This window comes from Streptomyces sp. NPDC004629, assembly GCF_042873595.1.
GTDB lineage: Bacteria > Actinomycetota > Actinomycetes > Streptomycetales > Streptomycetaceae > Streptomyces.
Genome location: NZ_JBIALO010000018.1, coordinates 85,092 through 102,356, shown reverse-complemented (window position 1 = coordinate 102,356; position 17,265 = coordinate 85,092). Strand labels below are relative to the sequence as shown.

Here is a 17,265-nt window from a genome sequence, read left to right as displayed (position 1 = left end):
CGCTCAACCACAACGGAGCCGCAGCCAACAACCCACCAAGGCCCCCCAGGGGGCGCGAGGAACTGCGCGCCCAGCCACAACGGAGCCGCAGCCAACGACGCACCAAGGCCCCGCAGGGAATCGCGCCCAGCCACAACGACGCCGCAGCCAACAACGCGCCAAGGCCCCCAGGTGAACGGATGGATAGCGGGTCACCCCCCGGTGACCAACCGTCGTTCCGATCGTTCTCCCGGACGTGCAGCCACAGGATGTAGCCCAGCGTCACACCCCCGCCCCCACCGCAGCCGACGGCTCGGTCGTCGATGTCGAGCAGGCCGAGGCCGCGCTCGTCGAGCACTATCCGCGGCTGGTCCGGCTCGGCTATCTGGTGCTGCCGCCGGCGATGGGCCGCAGCCGGCGCGTCCTGACCGCGCACGCCCTGGTCCAGCGGGCGCTGCCTCGGGGCCGTACGTCGGCTTCGGTGATCCCGTCGCAGTCGACGGGACGCGACGGCGACCCCGGCTACGCCCTCGTACGCCTCAGGGTGGTGCGTACGGCCCTGGAGGCGGGGCTCCCGCTCAGGCGCCGGGCGTGGCCCAAGCGGTCCCAGCTGCCGCCGCTGCTCCCCCAGGTCTGGGGCCTGCGGCTGTTCCCCCGGTCCGGCGGCGCCGACGAACTCGCCCTGGACCAGCGCCTCGCGACGCTGAGCGGACCGGCCCGCGCCGCCTACGTCCTGCGCGGTCTGGAGAAACTGCCGGACGCCGACGTGCGCCGGGTACTGACCGCCGCCGACGTGGCGGACCCCGACGCGGCGCTCGCGGAGGCGAACGGCGTCCCCGCACAGCACGCGCTGCTCGACTCCCCCGAGTTCGACCCCTGCTCGCTCCAGGCCCGGCCGACCGACCTGATGCGGCGCAGGCAGCACACCAAGGCCGCGATCGCCGCCGCGGCCGCGCTCGCGGTGTGCGGCGCCCTCGTCGCGCTGCCGGGCGGCGGCTGGGGTCCGGACGGCGCGGCGGCGCCCGAGTACGCGCAGAACCCGGCGGCGGAGGCCGCCCTGGACCCGGGCCGGCTGGTCCGGGCCGCCCCGACGGCCTGGAAGTCGTCGGCGCGCACCGACTTCTCCGTGTGGCCGGCCCGCGGCGCCCTCGCCGAGGACACCGCGCTGCTGCGCCGCGCGCTCGCAGTCTGGGCCCGCCCCGGTGAGTCCGTCCGCGTCTCCGCCACCCCGGGCACCCAGACCGGCGGCCCGGCGGGCCCGCCCCAACTGCTGTACGCCGGCGAGGTGGACAACGCCCATGTGGTGATCCTCTACGACGGTCTGCGCATCGCCCGGTACGCCGAACCGAAGGACGGCACGGACGGCGCCGCGCTCGACCTGGCCCGCGCGGACGGGGCGACCGGCCCCGAGGCGAGCGCGCTTGTGCTGGGCCGCGCCGACGGCAACGTTCGCTATCTGACCGCGCCTTGGGTGACGAAGGCCGCCGAACGGGACCTGCGGAAGCCGAGCGGGGGCGCGATGGACCTCGACCTGACCGATGGGGTCACGGCGCCGCTGGCCAGTCCGGTGCAGCAGCCCGACGCCTGCACGTCGTGGAACGTGCTGCAACTGACCGACGCGTCCGGCCCGCACCTGTCCACCGATCTCGGTGAACTGGTCCCGGCCCGCCTCACCACCGGCCGTCCCGGTGCCGCCGAGTCGGCCGGGGCGGAGACGCTGGCCACGTGGGCGCCGTTCGCCTGCTCGCTGGCCGCGCAGCGCGCGGGGGGTGTGCGGAGCGTGAACGCCTGGGCGTACGCCGACCAGGCGCTGCCCGAGTCCGCCGGGACGGCGGACTGGGTGTGCACGCGGGCGGAGACCTGGCGGGGCGAGGGCACGGCGGTGCTGGCCCAGTTCCACACGCCGGGCGGGCGGTACGGGGCGGTCGCCGCCAAGGCCACGGACGTGGCCGCGTGCGGTCCGCGCGATCCGCATGTGCTGGCCGGGGTGCTGTGGAAGTCGGAGGCCGGGTCCTGGTATCTGCTGGCCGCGGGCAGCAGGGACACGGCGTCGATCCGTACGACCGGTGGGGTCACCGCGTCTGCGCAGGGCCGCGTGCTCGCTGCGCGGGCTGAGCAGGGGGCGCAGGCGAGGCTGAGCGGTACGTTGGGGGATGGGAGTCGGCTGGCTGCACTGCGTTAGCCGCTGGCGGTTGGGCCGTGGCAATAGTGCGGGTGCGTTGTGGTTGGTCGCGCAGTTCCCCGCGCCCCTGGAAAGGCGTTGCGGCAGTCGGACGGGTGCAGGTGCATCGTGGTTGGTCGCGCAGTTCCCCGCGCCCCTGGAAAGGCGTTGCTGTAGTCGGACTGGTGCAGGTGCGTCGTGGTTGGTCGCGCAGTTCCCCGCGCCCCTGGAGGGCGCCAGTCCGTGCCGTCCGGTTTGCGGTGACTGGCGGGAGGGGCCGGATTCGATCGGTAAGGTGTTCGTATGAGTACCGGGGTTCGCCGCAGGATGGGAGTGGAGGAGCGGCGGCAGCAGTTGATCGGCGTGGCCCTCGAACTGTTCAGCCGTCGCTCGCCCGATGAGGTCTCCATTGATGAGATAGCGTCGGCCGCCGGCATCTCGCGTCCGCTCGTCTACCACTACTTCCCGGGCAAACTCAGCCTGTACGAGGCCGCGTTGAAGCGGGCCGCGGAGGACCTCGCGGGCCGGTTCGCGGAGCCGCACGAGGGCCCGCTCGGGGGACGGCTGCTACGGGTGATGCGCCGGTTCTTCGACTTCGTGGACGAGCACGGCCATGGCTTCTCGGCGTTGATGCGCGGTGGTCCGGCGGTCGGTCCCTCCACGACGAACGCGCTCATCGACTCCGTACGGCAGGCCGCGTATGACCAGATCCTTTCGCATCTGGGGATCGTGGACGCGCCCCCGCGACTGGAACTGGTCGTCCGCTCCTGGATCTCGCTCGCCGAGTCGACGGCCTTGATCTGGCTGGACGGACGGCGCATCCCGCGCGCCGAGTTGGAGGCTCAGCTCGTATTCGACTTCGCCGCGCTGGCGGCGGTGAGCGCCGCGTACGACGAGGAGATGGCCGGGCTGCTGCGCGACATGGTCAAGGACGAGCCGGCCGACGGCCCGTTCGCGGAACTGATCGGCCGACTCGTGGCCCTGGCCTCCTAGGGCGTCCCCGGCGAACCCCGGGCCCTAACGGTCGAACTTGCGGTAGGACGGGGCGAGGTCGCGGACCTCGGCTGAGGCGTGCAGGGTGGCGCCCTCGTCCGTGATGTGCGTGCGCAGCAGGTCCAGCACGGTCTCGGTCAGCCGCGCCTTCGTCTCGTCGCTGCGCCCGGCGAGCAGCCCGATGGTGACATGCACGACGGCATGCTCCTGCCCGGCCGGGTCGGCGTAGCCGAACGCCGTGACCGCGCTGGCGCGGAACTGCGTCTTGCACGCCTCCGGCTTGGCCGCTGCGATCTCGACGGTCGCCTCGTGCAGCGCCCGTGCGAAGCCCGCGTGGTCGAACGCGGGCTCCAGGGTGCGGGAGTAGTCGACGGTGATCTGCGGCATCTGCGCTCCTGTTCTACGGCAACGCCCTCACCCTAGTTCGCGGCCCGGGGCCGTGGTCAGCGGTGCGTGAGCAGCAGACGCCACGCCTCCGGGCCACGCTGGAGGTAGTCCACCGCGAACGCGCCCGGGTGGCGGTCCTCGATCTGGCCCAGCAGGGGCAGTGGGTCGTGCGGTGCGACCAGGACCATCGCGCGCCCGGAGGGCACCGCGGCGATCGCGCCGAACACCGTGGCGTGCCGCAGCGAGTGGGGGACGTCGCGTACGTCCAGCTCGGGCACCTCCGTCTCGTCCGAACCCCCGCAGCCACAGGCGCCGCCGCAGCCACCGCCGGGCGTGGCCGCTTCGCCGGCACCACCGTGCTCGTGGCCGTGTCCGAGGAGGTCGTGCATGCCCGCGAGGAGTCCGGCGAGGGAGATGTCGGGGGCGCCGGCCAGCAGCGGCAGGACCAGGGTGTTCTCCTTCTCCAGGTGCTCCTCGAACAGCACCTGGAGGGCCCGGCTGTCCGTCGCCGCCCGCACGGCCGAACCGGTGGCGCGCAGCGCGTCGACGAGCGCGCTGAGCCTGCGGTGCTCGGCGAGCATGCCGTCGATGAGAAGGCGGGCAGCGGGCAGGTCGTGGGCGACGGGGTAGAGGGTCTCCTCCTCGGCGGCCGCGTGCGGCAGCAGGTCGCGGTCGCAGAAGTCGACCAGTCCCGCACGGATCCCGTCGGCCCCCGCCGGGTCGGTGTCCGCGGCCGCGATCAGCATCGCGACCCGTCCGGCCAGCTCACCCGCGAGCTGGGTGTGATGCGCCTCGACGGCCTCGGCGGCCGCCGCGTCCTGGGGGTCCGATGCGATGGTCAAGGTGCTCATGAGAGGTCGTCCTTCCAGCAGCCGGCAGCCCGTTCCCGTTCCGGCCCGGGCCGATGACTGCAATATAGTACGGACATGACCGTGGAAAATAACGGGCCGCTTCCCGGCAGCGGAACGAACCGCGTACCGCTGTCCCGGCAGCGCCGCGGTGTCCTGCAGCACCTGCGCGGCCAGGCCGCCCCCGTCACCGCGGGCGCGCTCGCCCGGATGTGCGCGCTGCACGTCAACACCGTCCGCGAACACCTGGACGCCCTGGTGGACGACGGCCTCGCCGTTCGCGAACGGTCCAGCCCCTCCGGACGCGGCCGCCCCGCCTTCCGTTACCGGGCCCGCCCACCGCAGGAATCGCCCGCACGCGAATACGCCGGGCTCGCCGCCGTCCTCGCCGCGCAGATCGCCGGCTCCAGCGCCGACCCGCGCCGGGACGCCCTCGCCGCCGGCGAGGAATGGGGGCGCCTCCTCACCGCCGGGCAGCCGCCGACGGCAGATCCCAAGGAGGCCCGGACCCGGCTGCTCGACCTCTTGGAGGAGATCGGCTTCGCCCCGGAAGCGGACGCGGCGGCACACCAAGTCCGGCTGCCGCGCTGTCCGTTCGTGGAGACGGCACGTGAACACCCCGGTGTCATCTGCGGTGTTCACGAAGGACTGGCCCGGGCGGGGCTCGCCGCGCTGGGCATGGCCCCGCAGCAGGTCGAGCTGCTGCCGTTCGCCGAACCGGACGCGTGCCGGCTGCGCTTGGGCATGACCGAACAGACCGATGGCGAGGACGCCGCCGAGCACCCTGCCCCGGCCGGCCCACCCAGGGTGCACCGGTGACCCCGGCGTCCGGCTCCGCCCCCGCCGGCTCCGCCCCTGCCGGCACCGCCGCCCGGCGCGTGGGCGCCCGCCGCGCACCCCTGCTGCTCGCCGCCGGGCTCTGCCTCGTCGCCGGTCTCGACGCCGCCCTCGGCCTGCTCGGCCTCCCGGCCCCGGTCAGCACCGACCGGCTCCCCCAGGTGCACGGCATGCTGATGGTGCTCGGCTTCGCCGGCACGCTGGTCGCTCTGGAACGCGCCGTCGCCCTGGGCCGTCCCTGGGCCTGCCTGGCCCCCGGCTGCCTCGGCGCCGGGGGCCTGTTGCTGCTCGGTCCGGTCGACCTTGTCGTACCCCGGCTGCTGCTCGTCGCCGGCTGCGCGGCCCTGGTCGCACTGTACGTACGCTTCTGGCGCCGGCAGCCGAGCGCCGCCCTGATCGCTCAGGCCGCGGGCGCCGTTTCGGCGCTGGGTGCGGCGCTGCTGTGGCTGGGCGGGATCGACGTACCGCGCGTGCTGCCCTGGCTGGTGGCCTTCCTCGTGCTGACCATCGCGGGGGAGCGCCTGGAACTCGCCCGGGTGGCCGTCCTGGCGCCCTCGGTGGAACGGTCGTTCCTGGCCTGCGTCGGCGCGGTCACCGCCGGCGTGGCCGCCACCCTGCTGTGGCCCGCGATCGGCACCGTGCTGCTCGGCGCCGCGCTGCTCGCCCTGGTCGCCTGGCTCGTCGTGCACGACGTCGCCCGCCGGCTGCTGCGCGCCACGGGCCTGCCCCGCTTCACCGCGGCGTGCCTGCTCGCCGGGTACGCCTGGCTGGGTCTGGCCGGGGCCCTGTGGCTGCTCACCGGGCCGGTCACCGAGGGGACGCGGTACGACGCGGTGGTGCACGCCGTGTTCCTGGGCTTCGTGATGTCGATGATCATGGCGCACGCCCCGGTGATCCTGCCCGCCGTCCTGCGCCGTCCCCTGCCCTACCATCCGGCGCTCGCGGTGGCGGTCTGGCTGTTGCATCTGTCGCTGGCGCTGCGGGTGGTGGTCGGTGACCTGCGGGACGTCCGCGGCGCATGGCAGCTCGGCGGGGTGCTCAACATCGTCGCCGTGCTGCTGTTCGTCGTCTCGGCGGCCACCGCCTCCGTCGCCGCCACACGGCGCGCATCAGCGACGGCAACGGCCTCCGCCTCCGCCTCCGCCCCAGCGTCATCACCCTCCGACGACCCGAGGACTCCCCGGTGACCACGAACCTGTCCACCGCCACGGCGAGCGGATCCGCCCCGAAGCCGCCCGGCCGCTCCCCGCGCGCCCTCTGGCACCTCGGCGTCAACGCGATCGTGGTCGTCTGGCTCGCCCTCTTCGCCGCGGTCGGGACCGCCCACCACTTCGTGCCGCACGCCTTCTGGCTGCTCGTCCATGTGCTGCTGCTCGGGGCGGTCACCAACGCGATCGTCATCTGGTCGGGCCACTTCGCCGCCTCCGCCCTGCGGCTGCCCGAGGCGAACCGGGGTGCCCCCGCCGCACTGCGCCTGGTCTGCCTGAACGCCGGCGCGGTCGGTGTGATCGGCGGCATGCTCTCCGACCGGTGGTACGTCGTCCTGGCCGGCGGCTGCCTGGTCGCGGCGGCGGTCACGGCGCACGCCGTGTGGCTGGTACGACTGATGCGGCGGGCGCTGCCCGGCCGGTTCTCCATGACCGTGCGCTACTACGTGGCCGCCTCCGCCCTGCTGCCCGTGGGTGCCGCGTTCGGAGTCGTCATGGCTCGCGTTGATCTCGCCGGTGAGCTGCCCGAACGGCTGCGTATCGCCCACGAGACGGTCAACCTGCTCGGCTGGGTCGGCCTCACCGTCGCCGGAACGCTCATCACCCTGTGGCCGACGATGCTGCGCACGCGGGTGGCGGAGGGCGCCGAACGGGCGGGCCGCATCGCCCTTCCCGTCCTGCTCACCGGGCTCGGTGCCGCCGTCGTCGGCACCCTGCTCGGCCCGCCGCCGCTGGCCGCCCCCGGCGTGGTCGGCTACGCCGCAGGGCTGGTCGTCGCGGGCCGGCCCTGGCTGCGTGAGGCCCGGGCGAAGGCACCGCGTTCCTTCGCCGCGTGGTCGGTGGCAGCGGCATGCGGATGGCTCGCCGGCTCGCTGACCGTCCTGGCCGGCATCCTCGTCTCCACGACCTCCTGGATCACGGTGGGTGAGCGCACGTCGCTGCTGACCGCGCCGCTCGCCGCCGGCTGGATCGCCCAAGTACTGCTCGGCGCGCTGAGCTTCCTCGTCCCCGTGGTCCTGGGCGGCGGCCCCGCTGCCGTACGCGCCGCCACCGCGAGCCTGGAACGGGCCTGGCCGGCCCGGCTGGCCGTCACCAACGCCGCGCTGCTGCTGTGTGTGCTGCCGGTGCCGTCGACGGTGCGGGTGGCGTGCTCCGTGCTGCTGCTGGTGATGCTGCTGTTCTTCCTGGTGCTGCTCGTGCTGACGGTCGTACGGGGGATGCGCAACCGCCGTAGGGCGGCGCAGGGAGACCCTGTTCCGGCTCCGGCCGAGGTCCCCGCGCGACCGCACCGGGTGCTCGGTGGCGTTGCCCTCGGGCTCGCAGTCGTGCTGCTGGCCGTCGCGGGCGGCGGGGCGGCGGACGTGCGGTCGCTGCCGGTCCTGGAGCGGTCCGCCGCCACGAGCGCCGACGGTGGCGCGGTGGCGCCGACCGGCCGTACCACCAGGGTCGCGGTGACGGTCCGCGACATGCGCTTCTCGCCGTCCTCCGTCGACGTGCCCGCCGGAAACCGCCTGGTGATCACCCTGCACAACACCGGTACCGACACCCACGACCTGGTGCTGGAGACCGGCGCCCGCACCGGCCGGCTCAGCCCGGGACAGCAGGACACCCTGGACGCGGGAGTCGTCGGCCGGAGCCTGGAAGGCTGGTGCTCCGTGGTCGGGCACCGGCAGATGGGGATGGTCTTCGCCGTGCACGTCAGCGGCGCCACCGGGGCCGGTTCGGACTCCGGCACGGACAGCGGCGGGACCGGCCACGCCCACAGTGGCGGCGCCGGCACGTCCGCAGCCACGGACGACACCGCTGCGACCGCGTTCGACCCGATGGCCGAACCGGCCGCCGGCTTCACCGCCCGCGACGCCCAGCTCCCGCCCGCCACCGGCGGAGCAAGTCCCCAGGTGCACAAGCGGACGATCACCGTGAAGGAGGTGATGAGGGAAGTCGCCCCCGGCGTACGGCAGACGCTGTGGACGTTCGACGGAACGGCCCCGGGACCCGTGCTGCGCGGACGCGTCGGCGACACCTTCGAGATCACCCTCGTCAACGACGGATCGATCGGCCACTCGGTCGACTTCCACGCCGGATCGCTCGCGCCGAACGGGCCGATGCGCACCATCAAGCCCGGCGAGTCCCTGATGTACCGGTTCACGGCCACCCGCAGTGGCGTGTGGATGTACCACTGCTCGACCATGCCGATGTCCCTGCACATCGCCAACGGCATGTTCGGCGCGGTGATCATCGACCCGCCCGGCCTGCCCGCGGTGGACCGTGAATACGTGCTGGTCCAGTCGGAGTTCTACCTGGGCAAGCAGGGCGGTACGGCCGACCCCGCCAAGGTGAACGCCAAGGACTACGACATGGTCGCCTTCAACGGCTATGCCAACCAGTACGATCACGACCCGCTGACCGCCGAGTCCGGTGAGCGCGTACGGATCTGGGTGCTGGCGGCCGGGCCGAACGAGTCCGGCGCCTTCCATGTCGTGGGCGGCCAGTTCGACACGGTGTTCCGTGAGGGTGCGTACGATCTGAGACGGGGAGGGTCGCAGAGCGGGGGCGCGCAGGTCCTCGATCTCGCTCCCGCCTCGGGTGGATTCGTCGAACTGTCCTTCCCGGAGGCCGGCGACTATCCGTTCGTCTCGCACATCATGAGCGACGCGGAACGGGGTGCGCACGGCGTCTTCCACGTGCGGTGAGCGTCCGGGGACATGGACCGAACGGCCCTGGTCGGGACCCCATGGGTCCCATGCCCCCGGCGGTCACCCCGGCATAGGCTCGGACGGACCGACCGCTCTTGTCGTGAGGCTTGTGAGGCTCCCCTGAAACGCCGCCGTGATCTGCCGCTCGTCTACTCCTGTTCGGGTTGTTCGAGCGCGGCTCAGATGACCAACTGGCTCGCCGTTCAGCTGGATCGGCGGGGCATCGCCGAGATGTCGTGCATCGCCGGCGTGGGCGGGGACGTGCCGAGTCTCGTCCGCAAGGCGCAAAGTGACCGGCCGGTCATCGCCATTGACGGGTGCGTGCTGCAGTGTGCCCGCAACTGCCTTGCCCGGCATGGTGTGACGCCGGCCGTGCACCATCTCCTCAGCGATGACGGTGTGCGCAAGAGGCTGGGCGAGGATTTCGACCCGGAGCAGGCGCAGCAGGTACTGGACGGGCTGATCGCCCGGATCGGCGGGGAGAACGAGCGCCAGGAGTCCTCGAAGGCCGACGATCGCTGACCGGGGGCCGTTCCGGCGCGGCTGCGACGCGCGGCACGGCTCCGCCGCCGAAGGCCTTGCAGCAGGAGCCGTGCAATTCACGGCAAGAACGCTCATCGGGCGGATGCCGCCCGGTGGCTCAGCAGGACGACTTGCCCGCGTAGACGGACAGGGCCGTGTTGCCGCCCAGGGTGGCGGTGAACTGCCCCGAGGAGTTCACGCTCACCGTCGTGTTGTTCTGCACGTTGCAGTACGTGCCCGCGGGCAGCGAGGTCTGGTAGGTGCGGGTCAGGGACGAGGACTCGTGGTTGATGGCGACGTAGCCCTTGGCGCCGCGGCCGAAGCCGATCGCGTCGTTGCCGTTGTCCCACCAGTCGGTCATCGACTGGCCCCGCGTGGCGTTGCGGAAGGCGACCATCGACTTGATCTCCGGCCAGGCGTGCTGGCACTTCCAGCCGTCCTGCCAACAGGCGTTCACGGTGCCGCCGTTGGGCGGTCCCGCGTCCGCGTCCGACCACTCGTAGCCGGAGTTGATGTCGGGGGCGCCGTACGGGAGGGCGAGCATGAAGACGTTGGCCAGGGTGTAGTCGGCGCCGCTCTTGTAGCTGAGGGTGCTGCCGTTGCGTTCGGTGTCGTGGTTGTCGACGAAGACGCCGGCGGCAGAGCTGTTCAGATAGCCCCAGCCCTCGCCGTAGTTCTTCAGGTAGGCGAGCTTCTCGTTGGTGAAGACGCGCTTGAGGTCGTAGGCGTAGCGGAACTCCTGGACGTCGCCGGTGCCCGTGTACTCCGTGGGCTGGACGGCCTCGCCCGCGCCGTAGATGACCTCCTGCTTCCAGTAGGCGGCGGGGTTGGTCAGCCGGGACTTGATGTCGGCCAGGTCCGCGGCGGGGATGTGCTTGGCGGCGTCGATGCGGAAGCCGTCCACGCCGAGGCCGATCAGGTCGTTCACATAGCCCGCGATGGTCTTGCGGACGTACTCCTCGCCGGTGTCGAGGTCGGCGAGGCCGACCAGTTCGCAGTGCTGGACGTTCCAGCGGTCCCGGTAGTCGGAGATCTGCGCGGTGCAGTCGTCGAAGTCGTGGACCGAGTACAGGCCGGGGTAGTCGTACTTCGTGTACGACGAGCCGCCGGTGCCGGTGCCGGAGCCGGCCGACATGTGGTTGATCACGGTATCCACGACGACCTTGACGCCGGCCGCGTGGCAGGTGTTCACCATGTTCTGGAAGGCCGTGCGGTCGCCCAGGCGGCCGGCGATCCGGTAGCCGACCGGCTGGTACGACGTCCACCACTGGCCGCCCTGTATGTGCTCGGCGGGCGGGGAGACCTGGACGTAGCCGTAGCCGGCGGGGCCGAGGGCGGTGGTGCACTCGCGGGCCACCGAGGCGTACTTCCACTCGAAGAGGACGGCGGTGACGTCCTTGGTGCCGGGCGGGGACGCGTCTGCGGCGGTCGGGGTCATGACAAGGGTGGCGGTGGCGAGGGCTAGCGCCCCGATGAGAGATCTGCGGGCCATGGGGGGTCCCTTCGTCATTGAAGGCTCTTGCTGAAACATTCCGGCAAAACTTGCGGTGCGCAGATGTTAAGGCCTGCGGGCCGGAAGGGCAGCGGGGCGGGGGAAAGTTGCTGCAAGGATTTTCGGGCGCGGGGCATCAGGCGACACGGTCGACGGTGCCTGGACAACCGGGCCAGCACCCGACTGCTGGAACGCTACGGTTCCCCGGCCGCGCTGCGAAAGGCCGGTCGCCGCAGGCTGGCTGAGGTGATACGGCCCAAGACCCCGCGCATGGCCGCCCGGCTGATCGACGATCTTCGACGCGCTCGACGAGCAGACCGTCGCGGTCCCGGGCATCGGCACCCACGCTCGGCGGCGGGCGCGGGCTTGCGCCACATCAGCAGGTTGCCGATCGGATAGCCGCGAAAGATACTGTCGAACAGTCGCTCGGCGTCCTCAAAGTCCCAGCGATACGACCGCTGGAACTGCGGCACCCGGATCCGTCCGTTCTGTGCCCACGCGACGAGTTCGGGCGGAGCGACACGGCTCACCTCCGGCTGGGTCACTCCGGCCTTGATCCACCTCCTGGGGCGTTCACATAGTAAGCCGACGCACCCCCGGCGGCGCGGGTCACCGCAGCTCCCCCAGCGGAGTGCCGTCCTCGGTGGCGAACGCCTTCCAGCCGTTCTGTTGGTTACCGGCCAGAGCCGTGGCGGCGGCTGATGGGGAGGTATGCACGCTGCCGTCCTCCAGGCACAGGCCACCGTCATCCATGACCGTCGCATAGTGCGGGGTCTGTCCAGGCCGAGGAGCTTGCGCAGCGTGCTGTGGGGCGGTGCGGTGGCGGCGGCGCGACGGTGGGCCGCTCCGGAGAGGACCGAGAGTGAGAGGATGGCTGGTTCACGGGCCCGCCGCCCTGACGAGCGGCAGGCCCTCACATGGTCAGGCCGTCGTCCACCACACCGTGGTATCGGACGGTACCTTGGCCTCGCCGGTTGTCTCAGGCACCTCGTCGCTGGCCAGGAGCACGCGGCCGTACGACGGAGTCGTCGCCCACTCCCCCGTCGTGTTGGTGACGCACACGAACTCGCCGCGCCGGAAGGCCAGTACGCCCTCCGGGGCGCGCAGCCACTCCACACCGTCGCCCGCGCCGAGGTCCGGCTGCGCGCGCCGCACGGCCAGCGCCGAGCGGTACAGCTCCAGCGTCGAGCCGGGCACGCCGTCCTGCGCCTGCACGCTCAGCTCGCCCCAGACCGACGGCTGCGGCAGCCAGCTGTCGCCCGGCCCGAAGCCGTAGGAGGAGCCCTCGCGGGTCCACGGGATCGGGACCCGGCAGCCGTCGCGGAAGCCGTCCTGTCCCGCGCCGCGGAAGTACGCCGGATCCTGGCGGACCTCGTCCGGCAGGTCGACCACGTCGGGCAGGCCCAGCTCCTCGCCCTGGTAGAGATAGGCCGAGCCGGGCAGCGCCAGCATCAGCAGGGTGGCGGCGCGGGCCCGGCGCAGCCCCAGCTCGCGGTCCCCTGCGGTACGGATCTGAGTGCCGAGGCCGGGCGGGTTGGCGAAGCGGGTGGCGTGCCGGGTGACGTCGTGGTTGGACAGCACCCAGGTGGCGGGCGCGCCGACCGGGCGCATGGCGTCCAGGGTGCGGTCGATGACCCGGCGCAGCTCCACGGCGTCCCAGTCGGTGCTCAGATACTGGAAGTTGAACGCCTGGTGCAACTCGTCGGGGCGGACGTAGTTCGCGGTGCGCTCGACGGTCGGCGTCCACGCCTCCGCGACGAAGATCCTTTCGCCGGAATACTCGTCGAGGACCTTGCGCCACTCGCGGTAGACGGCGTGCACGCCGTCCTGGTCGAAGAACGGCATGACATCGTTCCCCAGCAGCTTGAGCTGGTCGTGCGCGCCGAGGTCGGGCAGGCCCTCCGCCTTCACCAGACCGTGCGCCACGTCGATGCGGAAGCCGTCCACGCCCATGTCCAGCCAGAACCGCAGGATGGAGCGGAACTCGTCGCCGACGGCCGGGTGTTCCCAGTTGAAGTCGGGCTGCTCGGGGGCGAACAGGTGCAGATACCACTCGCCGTCCGGCAGCCGCGTCCAGGCCGGCCCGCCGAAGATGGACTCCCAGTCGTTGGGCGGGAGTTCACCGTCGGCGCCCTTGCCGGGGCGGAAGTGGTAGCGGTCCCGCAGCGGCGAGCCGGGGCCCTCGGCGAGCGCGCGCTTGAACCACTCGTGCTGGTCGGAGGAGTGGTTGGGCACCAGGTCGACGATGACCCGCAGGCCCTCCGCGTGGGCGTCGCGGATCAGCGCGTCGGCGTCCAGCAGGTTGCCGAACATGGGGTCCACGGCCCGGTAGTCGGCGACGTCGTACCCCGCGTCGGCCTGCGGCGAGGCGTAGAAGGGGCTGAGCCACACGGCGTCCACGCCGAGGGCGCGCAGATAGGGAAGTCGGGAACGGATGCCCTCCAGGTCGCCCATGCCGTCGCCGTTGCTGTCGGCGAAGCTGCGCGGATAGACCTGGTAGATCACCGCGTCCCGCCACCAGTCGCGGTGGCCCGCGACGGTGGCGAGGGCGGTGTTCGGGGCCGGGTCGGCGGAGTGCTGGCTCATGGCGTCCTTGGTGCGTAAAGGAGTTCGGGTCAGGGGGGCTTGGTGCGGTGGCGGGCGTCAGCCCTTCGTGCCGCCGGCGGTGAGGCCGGTCACCAGGTTCTTCTGCACGAGGTAGAAGAACGCGGAGACGGGTATCGCGACCAGCACCGCGGTGGCGGCCATGAGGTTGCGCTGGGCGTCGTGCTCGCTGACGAAGCTCTGCAGGCCGACGGCGAGCGTGTACTTCTGGTCGTCCAGCAGGAAGGTGGTGGCGAAGGCGACCTCGCCGAACGCGGTGATGAAGCTGTAGAAGGCGGCGACCGCGAGTCCCGGCTTGGCGAGCGGCAGGATGAGGCGCGCGAACGTGCCGAAGGGGGTCAGCCCGTCGACGCGTCCCGCCTCGTCGATCTCGAACGGGATGGTGTCGAAATAGCCCTTCAGCAGCCAGGCGCAGTACGGCACCGCCGTCGAGCAGTACACGAGGATCAGGCCGAAGTAGCTGTCGATGAGCTGGAGGTCGGCCAGGATCTGGTACATCGGCACCATGAGGACGGCCACCGGGAACATCTGGGTGACCAGGAGCACCCACATGAACTTCCGGTAGCCCGGAAAACGCATGCGGGAGACCGCGTATCCGGTGGTGGCGGCGACCAGCACACCGAGCACGGTGGTGCCGAGCGAGACGATCAGGGAGCTTTTCAGCCAGTCGAAGAAGTTCGTGTGCTTCAGGACGAACGTGTAGTTGTCGAACGTCATCTTCCGCCAGATGCCGCCCGGGTGCAGATAGTCGTCCTTGTCCGGGCCGAGGGACAGGAACACCAGCCAGGCGACCGGGAAGAGCGCCACGACGCTCCCGGCGACCAGGATGCCGTGCGAGGCGAGGGACGCCGCGAGGCTGCGCTCGCCGCGGGCGCGGTGCCTTCGGCCGGCGGGCGCCGGGCGGTCCTCGGTCACCGTGGCGGAGGTCTCGACGGTGGTCGTACTCATGGGAACTCCTGCCTCAGATCGCGAGCTGCTGCTCATTGCGGTTCAGCCAGCGGCGGTAGAACGAGGTGAAGACGATCAGGATGGCCAGCAGCAGGATGCCGTAGGTGGCCGACTGCGCGAAGTCACGCGGCTGCTGTCCGAAGCCCAGGTAGTAGGCCCAGGTCACGAGGATCTGCGCGTCGGGTGCGGTGGTGCCGAACAGCAGGAAGATGACGGCGAACTGGTTGAAGGTCCAGATGATGCCGAGGAGTACGACGGTGGAGCTGACGGATCTGAGGCCCGGCAGGGTGACATAGCGGAACCGCTGCCAGGCGTTCGCGCCGTCCATCTCGGCGGCCTCGTAGAGGGCGGTGTCGATGGACTGCAGGCCGCCGAGGAGCGAGACCATCATGAAGGGCACCCCGCACCAGGTGTTGACCATGATGGCGGCGAACCGCTGCCAGAAGGTGTCCTCCAGCCACAGGGGCGTCGGCAGGTGCAGCGTGTCGAGGGCGGAGTTGATGATGCCCCCGTCGGCGAGCATGAAGCGCCAGCCGAAGACGGTGACGAAGGTGGGCACGGCCCAGGGCAGGACCAGGATCAGCCGGTAGACGGTGCGGCCGCGCAGCCGCTGGTTGAGCAGCAGGGCGAGGCCGAGGCCGATGCAGTAGTGCAGCGCGACGCACAGCGCGGTCCACACGATCGTCCAGATGAAGTGCGACCAGAAGCGGTCGTAGGCCGTCGGGCCGAACAGGACGTCCTTGTAGTTGTCCAGGCCGATGAACTCGTAGGTGGCCTCGATGTGGTTGACGCCGATCGTGCGCGCCGTGTTGAGGCTGTTGGCGTCGGTGAGGGTGAGGTAGAGGCCGTACACCAGGGGGTAGAGCACGAGGACGCCGAGCACCACGGCCACGGGGGCGATCATGGCGTAGGCGTACCAGTGTCTCTGGTAGCCGTGCTTCAGGCGCTGCCCCAGCCCGGGCCGAGGCGCGCGGTCACCGTGGCGCTTGCCGGTCGCGCGGTCGATGGCGACTGTCATGGTTCGACAACCTTCTCGCAGGTCTGCGGTTCGGGGGTGGGGCGGGCGCAGGCCGGTGGCCGCCGGTTCCCTCCCCTGCGCGCGGGGTTCCCCTGTTCGAGCGACGTCGCGCGCTCGGGGGCGGAGCCGACGGCCACGCGGGCCCTACTTGCTGAAGTCCGGGACCAGCTTCTCGATCGCGACCTCGGCGTTGCCCAGACCCGCGTCCAGGGACTCCTTGCCGCCGGCGATCTTCGGCAGTTCGGTGTCCAGCGGGCCCCACAGGGAGCTGTACTCGGGCAGCGCGGGACGCGGCTGAGCGGCGGCGAGCACGCCCTGGAAGCCGGCGATGCCGGGGTCGGCCTTCACCTGGGCCGTGTAGGCGTCGTCGCGGGTGGGCAGCGTGGAGTTCTTCAGGGCGACGGTCTCCTGGGACTTCGCCGAGGTCATGAAGTTGACGAACTTCAGGGCCGCTTCCTGGTGCGCCTTGTCGGAGCCGGCGTAGACCGAGAGGTTGTGGCCGCCGGTCGGGGCGCCCGCCTTGCCGGTGGAGCCGGCCGGGACGGTGGCGATGCCCAGGTTGGCCTTGTCCTTGAAGGCGGAGCCCTGGTAGAAGTTCGTGATCTCCCACGGGCCCTGGATGATCGCGGCGACCTTGCCGTTCACGAACGCGTCCTGGATGTGGGCGTAGGCGTCGGCGGTGGTGTCGGCCTTGTGCAGGCCCTTGCCGGAGTACAGGCTCAGCCAGGTGCCGTAGGCCTTCTTGGCGGCGGCCGACTTCACGGTGATCTTCTTGGCGGCGGCGTCGACCGTGTCGGTGCCCTCGCCGTACAGGAAGGACTGGGCGTAGTACGCCTGGGTGGAGCCCCAGTAGCCGTCGGCGCCGGTCTTGTCCTTGATCTTGGCGGCGGCGGACTTCAGCTCGTCCCAGGTCTTGGGGGCCTCGGTGATGCCGGCCTTCTCGAACAGGGCCTTGTTGTAGACGAGCGCGAGGGTGTCGGTGACCAGCGGCACGCCGTACGTCTTGCCCTCGTACTGCGCCTGGGTGATCAGGCTGGGCTGGAACGTGGCCTGGTCGGCGAGGGCGGCGGTGCCGTCCAGCGGCAGGAAGTAGCCCTTCTTGGCGAACGCCGGGGTCCAGCCGACCTCGGAGCGCAGCACGTCCGGGGCACCCTTGGCGCCGGCGGCGGTGTCGAACTTGTTCTGCGCCTGGTCGAAGGGGACGTTGACGTACTTGACCTTGATGTCCTTGTTGGCGGCCTCGAACTCCTCGACCAGGGCCTTGTACGTCGGCGCCTCATTGGTGGCGTTGGAGGTGTCCCACCAGGTGATGGTGACCGGGCCGTCAGCATTGTCGCCGTTGTCGCCGTTGTCGCTGCCGCTGTCGCTTCCGCCGCACGCCGTCGCCGTGAGGGCGAGGGACGCCACCAGCGCGGAGGCCGCTATGCCACGCCGCATGAGTTCTCCTTGAGGGTGAAAAGCCCGAGTGGTGCGGGGAGCGGTCCCGTCCGCCGTCCCCGCGACTTGCCGACTGCGCCGTTGCGTCCGCCGGGCGACGTGAACGTAACAGCGATGTAAGCGTTGCGAAAGACC

The 17,265-nt window shown here is 71.5% G+C and carries 13 protein-coding genes and 3 pseudogenes; 7 read left to right on the top strand and 9 right to left on the bottom strand.

All coding sequences use genetic code 11. The features are described from left to right. The first annotated feature begins 235 nt into the window (after nucleotides 1-235). Nucleotides 236-2,161 carry a hypothetical protein gene (locus ACFYTE_RS26325; RefSeq protein WP_388715110.1) on the top strand — a complete coding sequence of 642 codons (1,926 nt, stop codon included), beginning with the start codon at nucleotides 236-238 and terminating at the stop codon, nucleotides 2,159-2,161. A 282-nt stretch (nucleotides 2,162-2,443) separates the two neighbouring features. Further along, a complete protein-coding gene (locus ACFYTE_RS26320) occupies nucleotides 2,444-3,133 on the top strand; it encodes a TetR/AcrR family transcriptional regulator (protein ID WP_388715108.1) in 690 nt (229 codons plus the stop codon). A 24-nt stretch (nucleotides 3,134-3,157) separates the two neighbouring features. Here ACFYTE_RS26320 and ACFYTE_RS26315 read toward each other — a convergent pair whose 3' ends face one another. Continuing rightward, nucleotides 3,158-3,520 carry a 5-carboxymethyl-2-hydroxymuconate Delta-isomerase gene (locus ACFYTE_RS26315; protein ID WP_388715105.1) on the bottom strand — a complete coding sequence of 121 codons (363 nt, stop codon included), beginning with the start codon at nucleotides 3,518-3,520 and terminating at the stop codon, nucleotides 3,158-3,160. A gap of 56 nt (nucleotides 3,521-3,576) precedes the next feature. Beyond that, nucleotides 3,577-4,371, bottom strand: a complete 795-nt coding sequence (locus ACFYTE_RS26310; RefSeq protein ID WP_388715102.1) for a DUF2249 domain-containing protein — start codon at nucleotides 4,369-4,371, stop codon at nucleotides 3,577-3,579. Between the two features lie 75 nt (nucleotides 4,372-4,446). Here ACFYTE_RS26310 and ACFYTE_RS26305 point away from each other — a divergent pair, with 75 nt between their 5' ends. The 4 genes from ACFYTE_RS26305 to ACFYTE_RS26290 are packed head-to-tail and all read left to right on the top strand — an operon-like array spanning nucleotide 4,447 to nucleotide 9,631. Beyond that, entirely contained in the window at nucleotides 4,447-5,187 is a 741-nt protein-coding gene (locus ACFYTE_RS26305) for a helix-turn-helix transcriptional regulator (protein ID WP_388715099.1), read from the top strand. Further along, nucleotides 5,184-6,392, top strand: coding sequence for a hypothetical protein (locus ACFYTE_RS26300; RefSeq protein ID WP_388715095.1), 1,209 nt, complete (start codon nucleotides 5,184-5,186; stop codon nucleotides 6,390-6,392). The genes ACFYTE_RS26305 and ACFYTE_RS26300 overlap by 4 nt, the downstream gene beginning before the upstream one ends. Next, the gene (locus tag ACFYTE_RS26295) at nucleotides 6,389-9,106 is read left to right on the top strand and encodes a multicopper oxidase domain-containing protein (protein ID WP_388715092.1); all 2,718 of its coding nucleotides are present in this window, start codon (nucleotides 6,389-6,391) and stop codon (nucleotides 9,104-9,106) included. The genes ACFYTE_RS26300 and ACFYTE_RS26295 overlap by 4 nt, the downstream gene beginning before the upstream one ends. Nucleotides 9,107-9,118: 12 nt before the next feature. Continuing rightward, on the top strand, nucleotides 9,119-9,631 hold the full coding sequence (locus tag ACFYTE_RS26290) for a putative zinc-binding protein (protein ID WP_388715089.1): 513 nt from the start codon (nucleotides 9,119-9,121) through the stop codon (nucleotides 9,629-9,631). A 118-nt stretch (nucleotides 9,632-9,749) separates the two neighbouring features. Here ACFYTE_RS26290 and ACFYTE_RS26285 read toward each other — a convergent pair whose 3' ends face one another. Beyond that, a complete protein-coding gene (locus ACFYTE_RS26285) occupies nucleotides 9,750-11,123 on the bottom strand; it encodes an alpha-amylase family protein (RefSeq protein WP_388715086.1) in 1,374 nt (457 codons plus the stop codon). A 159-nt stretch (nucleotides 11,124-11,282) separates the two neighbouring features. Here ACFYTE_RS26285 and ACFYTE_RS26280 point away from each other — a divergent pair. Beyond that, nucleotides 11,283-11,466 (top strand): annotated as a pseudogene (locus ACFYTE_RS26280) (IS110 family transposase); the annotation flags it as partial. Nucleotides 11,467-11,491: 25 nt separating this feature from the next. Here the strand turns inward: ACFYTE_RS26280 and ACFYTE_RS26275 are convergent. The 6 genes and pseudogenes from ACFYTE_RS26275 to ACFYTE_RS26250 form a co-directional block, all read right to left on the bottom strand. Next, nucleotides 11,492-11,653, bottom strand: a pseudogene (locus ACFYTE_RS26275) (DUF262 domain-containing protein); the annotation flags it as partial. A 79-nt stretch (nucleotides 11,654-11,732) separates the two neighbouring features. Beyond that, nucleotides 11,733-11,894 (bottom strand): annotated as a pseudogene (locus tag ACFYTE_RS26270) (hypothetical protein); the annotation flags it as partial. A gap of 150 nt (nucleotides 11,895-12,044) precedes the next feature. Next, the gene (locus tag ACFYTE_RS26265; RefSeq protein ID WP_388715083.1) at nucleotides 12,045-13,709 is read right to left on the bottom strand and encodes an alpha-amylase family glycosyl hydrolase; all 1,665 of its coding nucleotides are present in this window, start codon (nucleotides 13,707-13,709) and stop codon (nucleotides 12,045-12,047) included. A gap of 57 nt (nucleotides 13,710-13,766) precedes the next feature. Continuing rightward, on the bottom strand, nucleotides 13,767-14,675 hold the full coding sequence (locus tag ACFYTE_RS26260) for a sugar ABC transporter permease (protein ID WP_388715081.1): 909 nt from the start codon (nucleotides 14,673-14,675) through the stop codon (nucleotides 13,767-13,769). A gap of 13 nt (nucleotides 14,676-14,688) precedes the next feature. Then, entirely contained in the window at nucleotides 14,689-15,693 is a 1,005-nt protein-coding gene (locus tag ACFYTE_RS26255) for a carbohydrate ABC transporter permease (protein WP_388715078.1), read from the bottom strand. 144 nt (nucleotides 15,694-15,837) lie between these two features. Next, nucleotides 15,838-17,130, bottom strand: coding sequence for an extracellular solute-binding protein (locus tag ACFYTE_RS26250; protein ID WP_388715075.1), 1,293 nt, complete (start codon nucleotides 17,128-17,130; stop codon nucleotides 15,838-15,840). Nucleotides 17,131-17,265 lie beyond the last annotated feature (135 nt).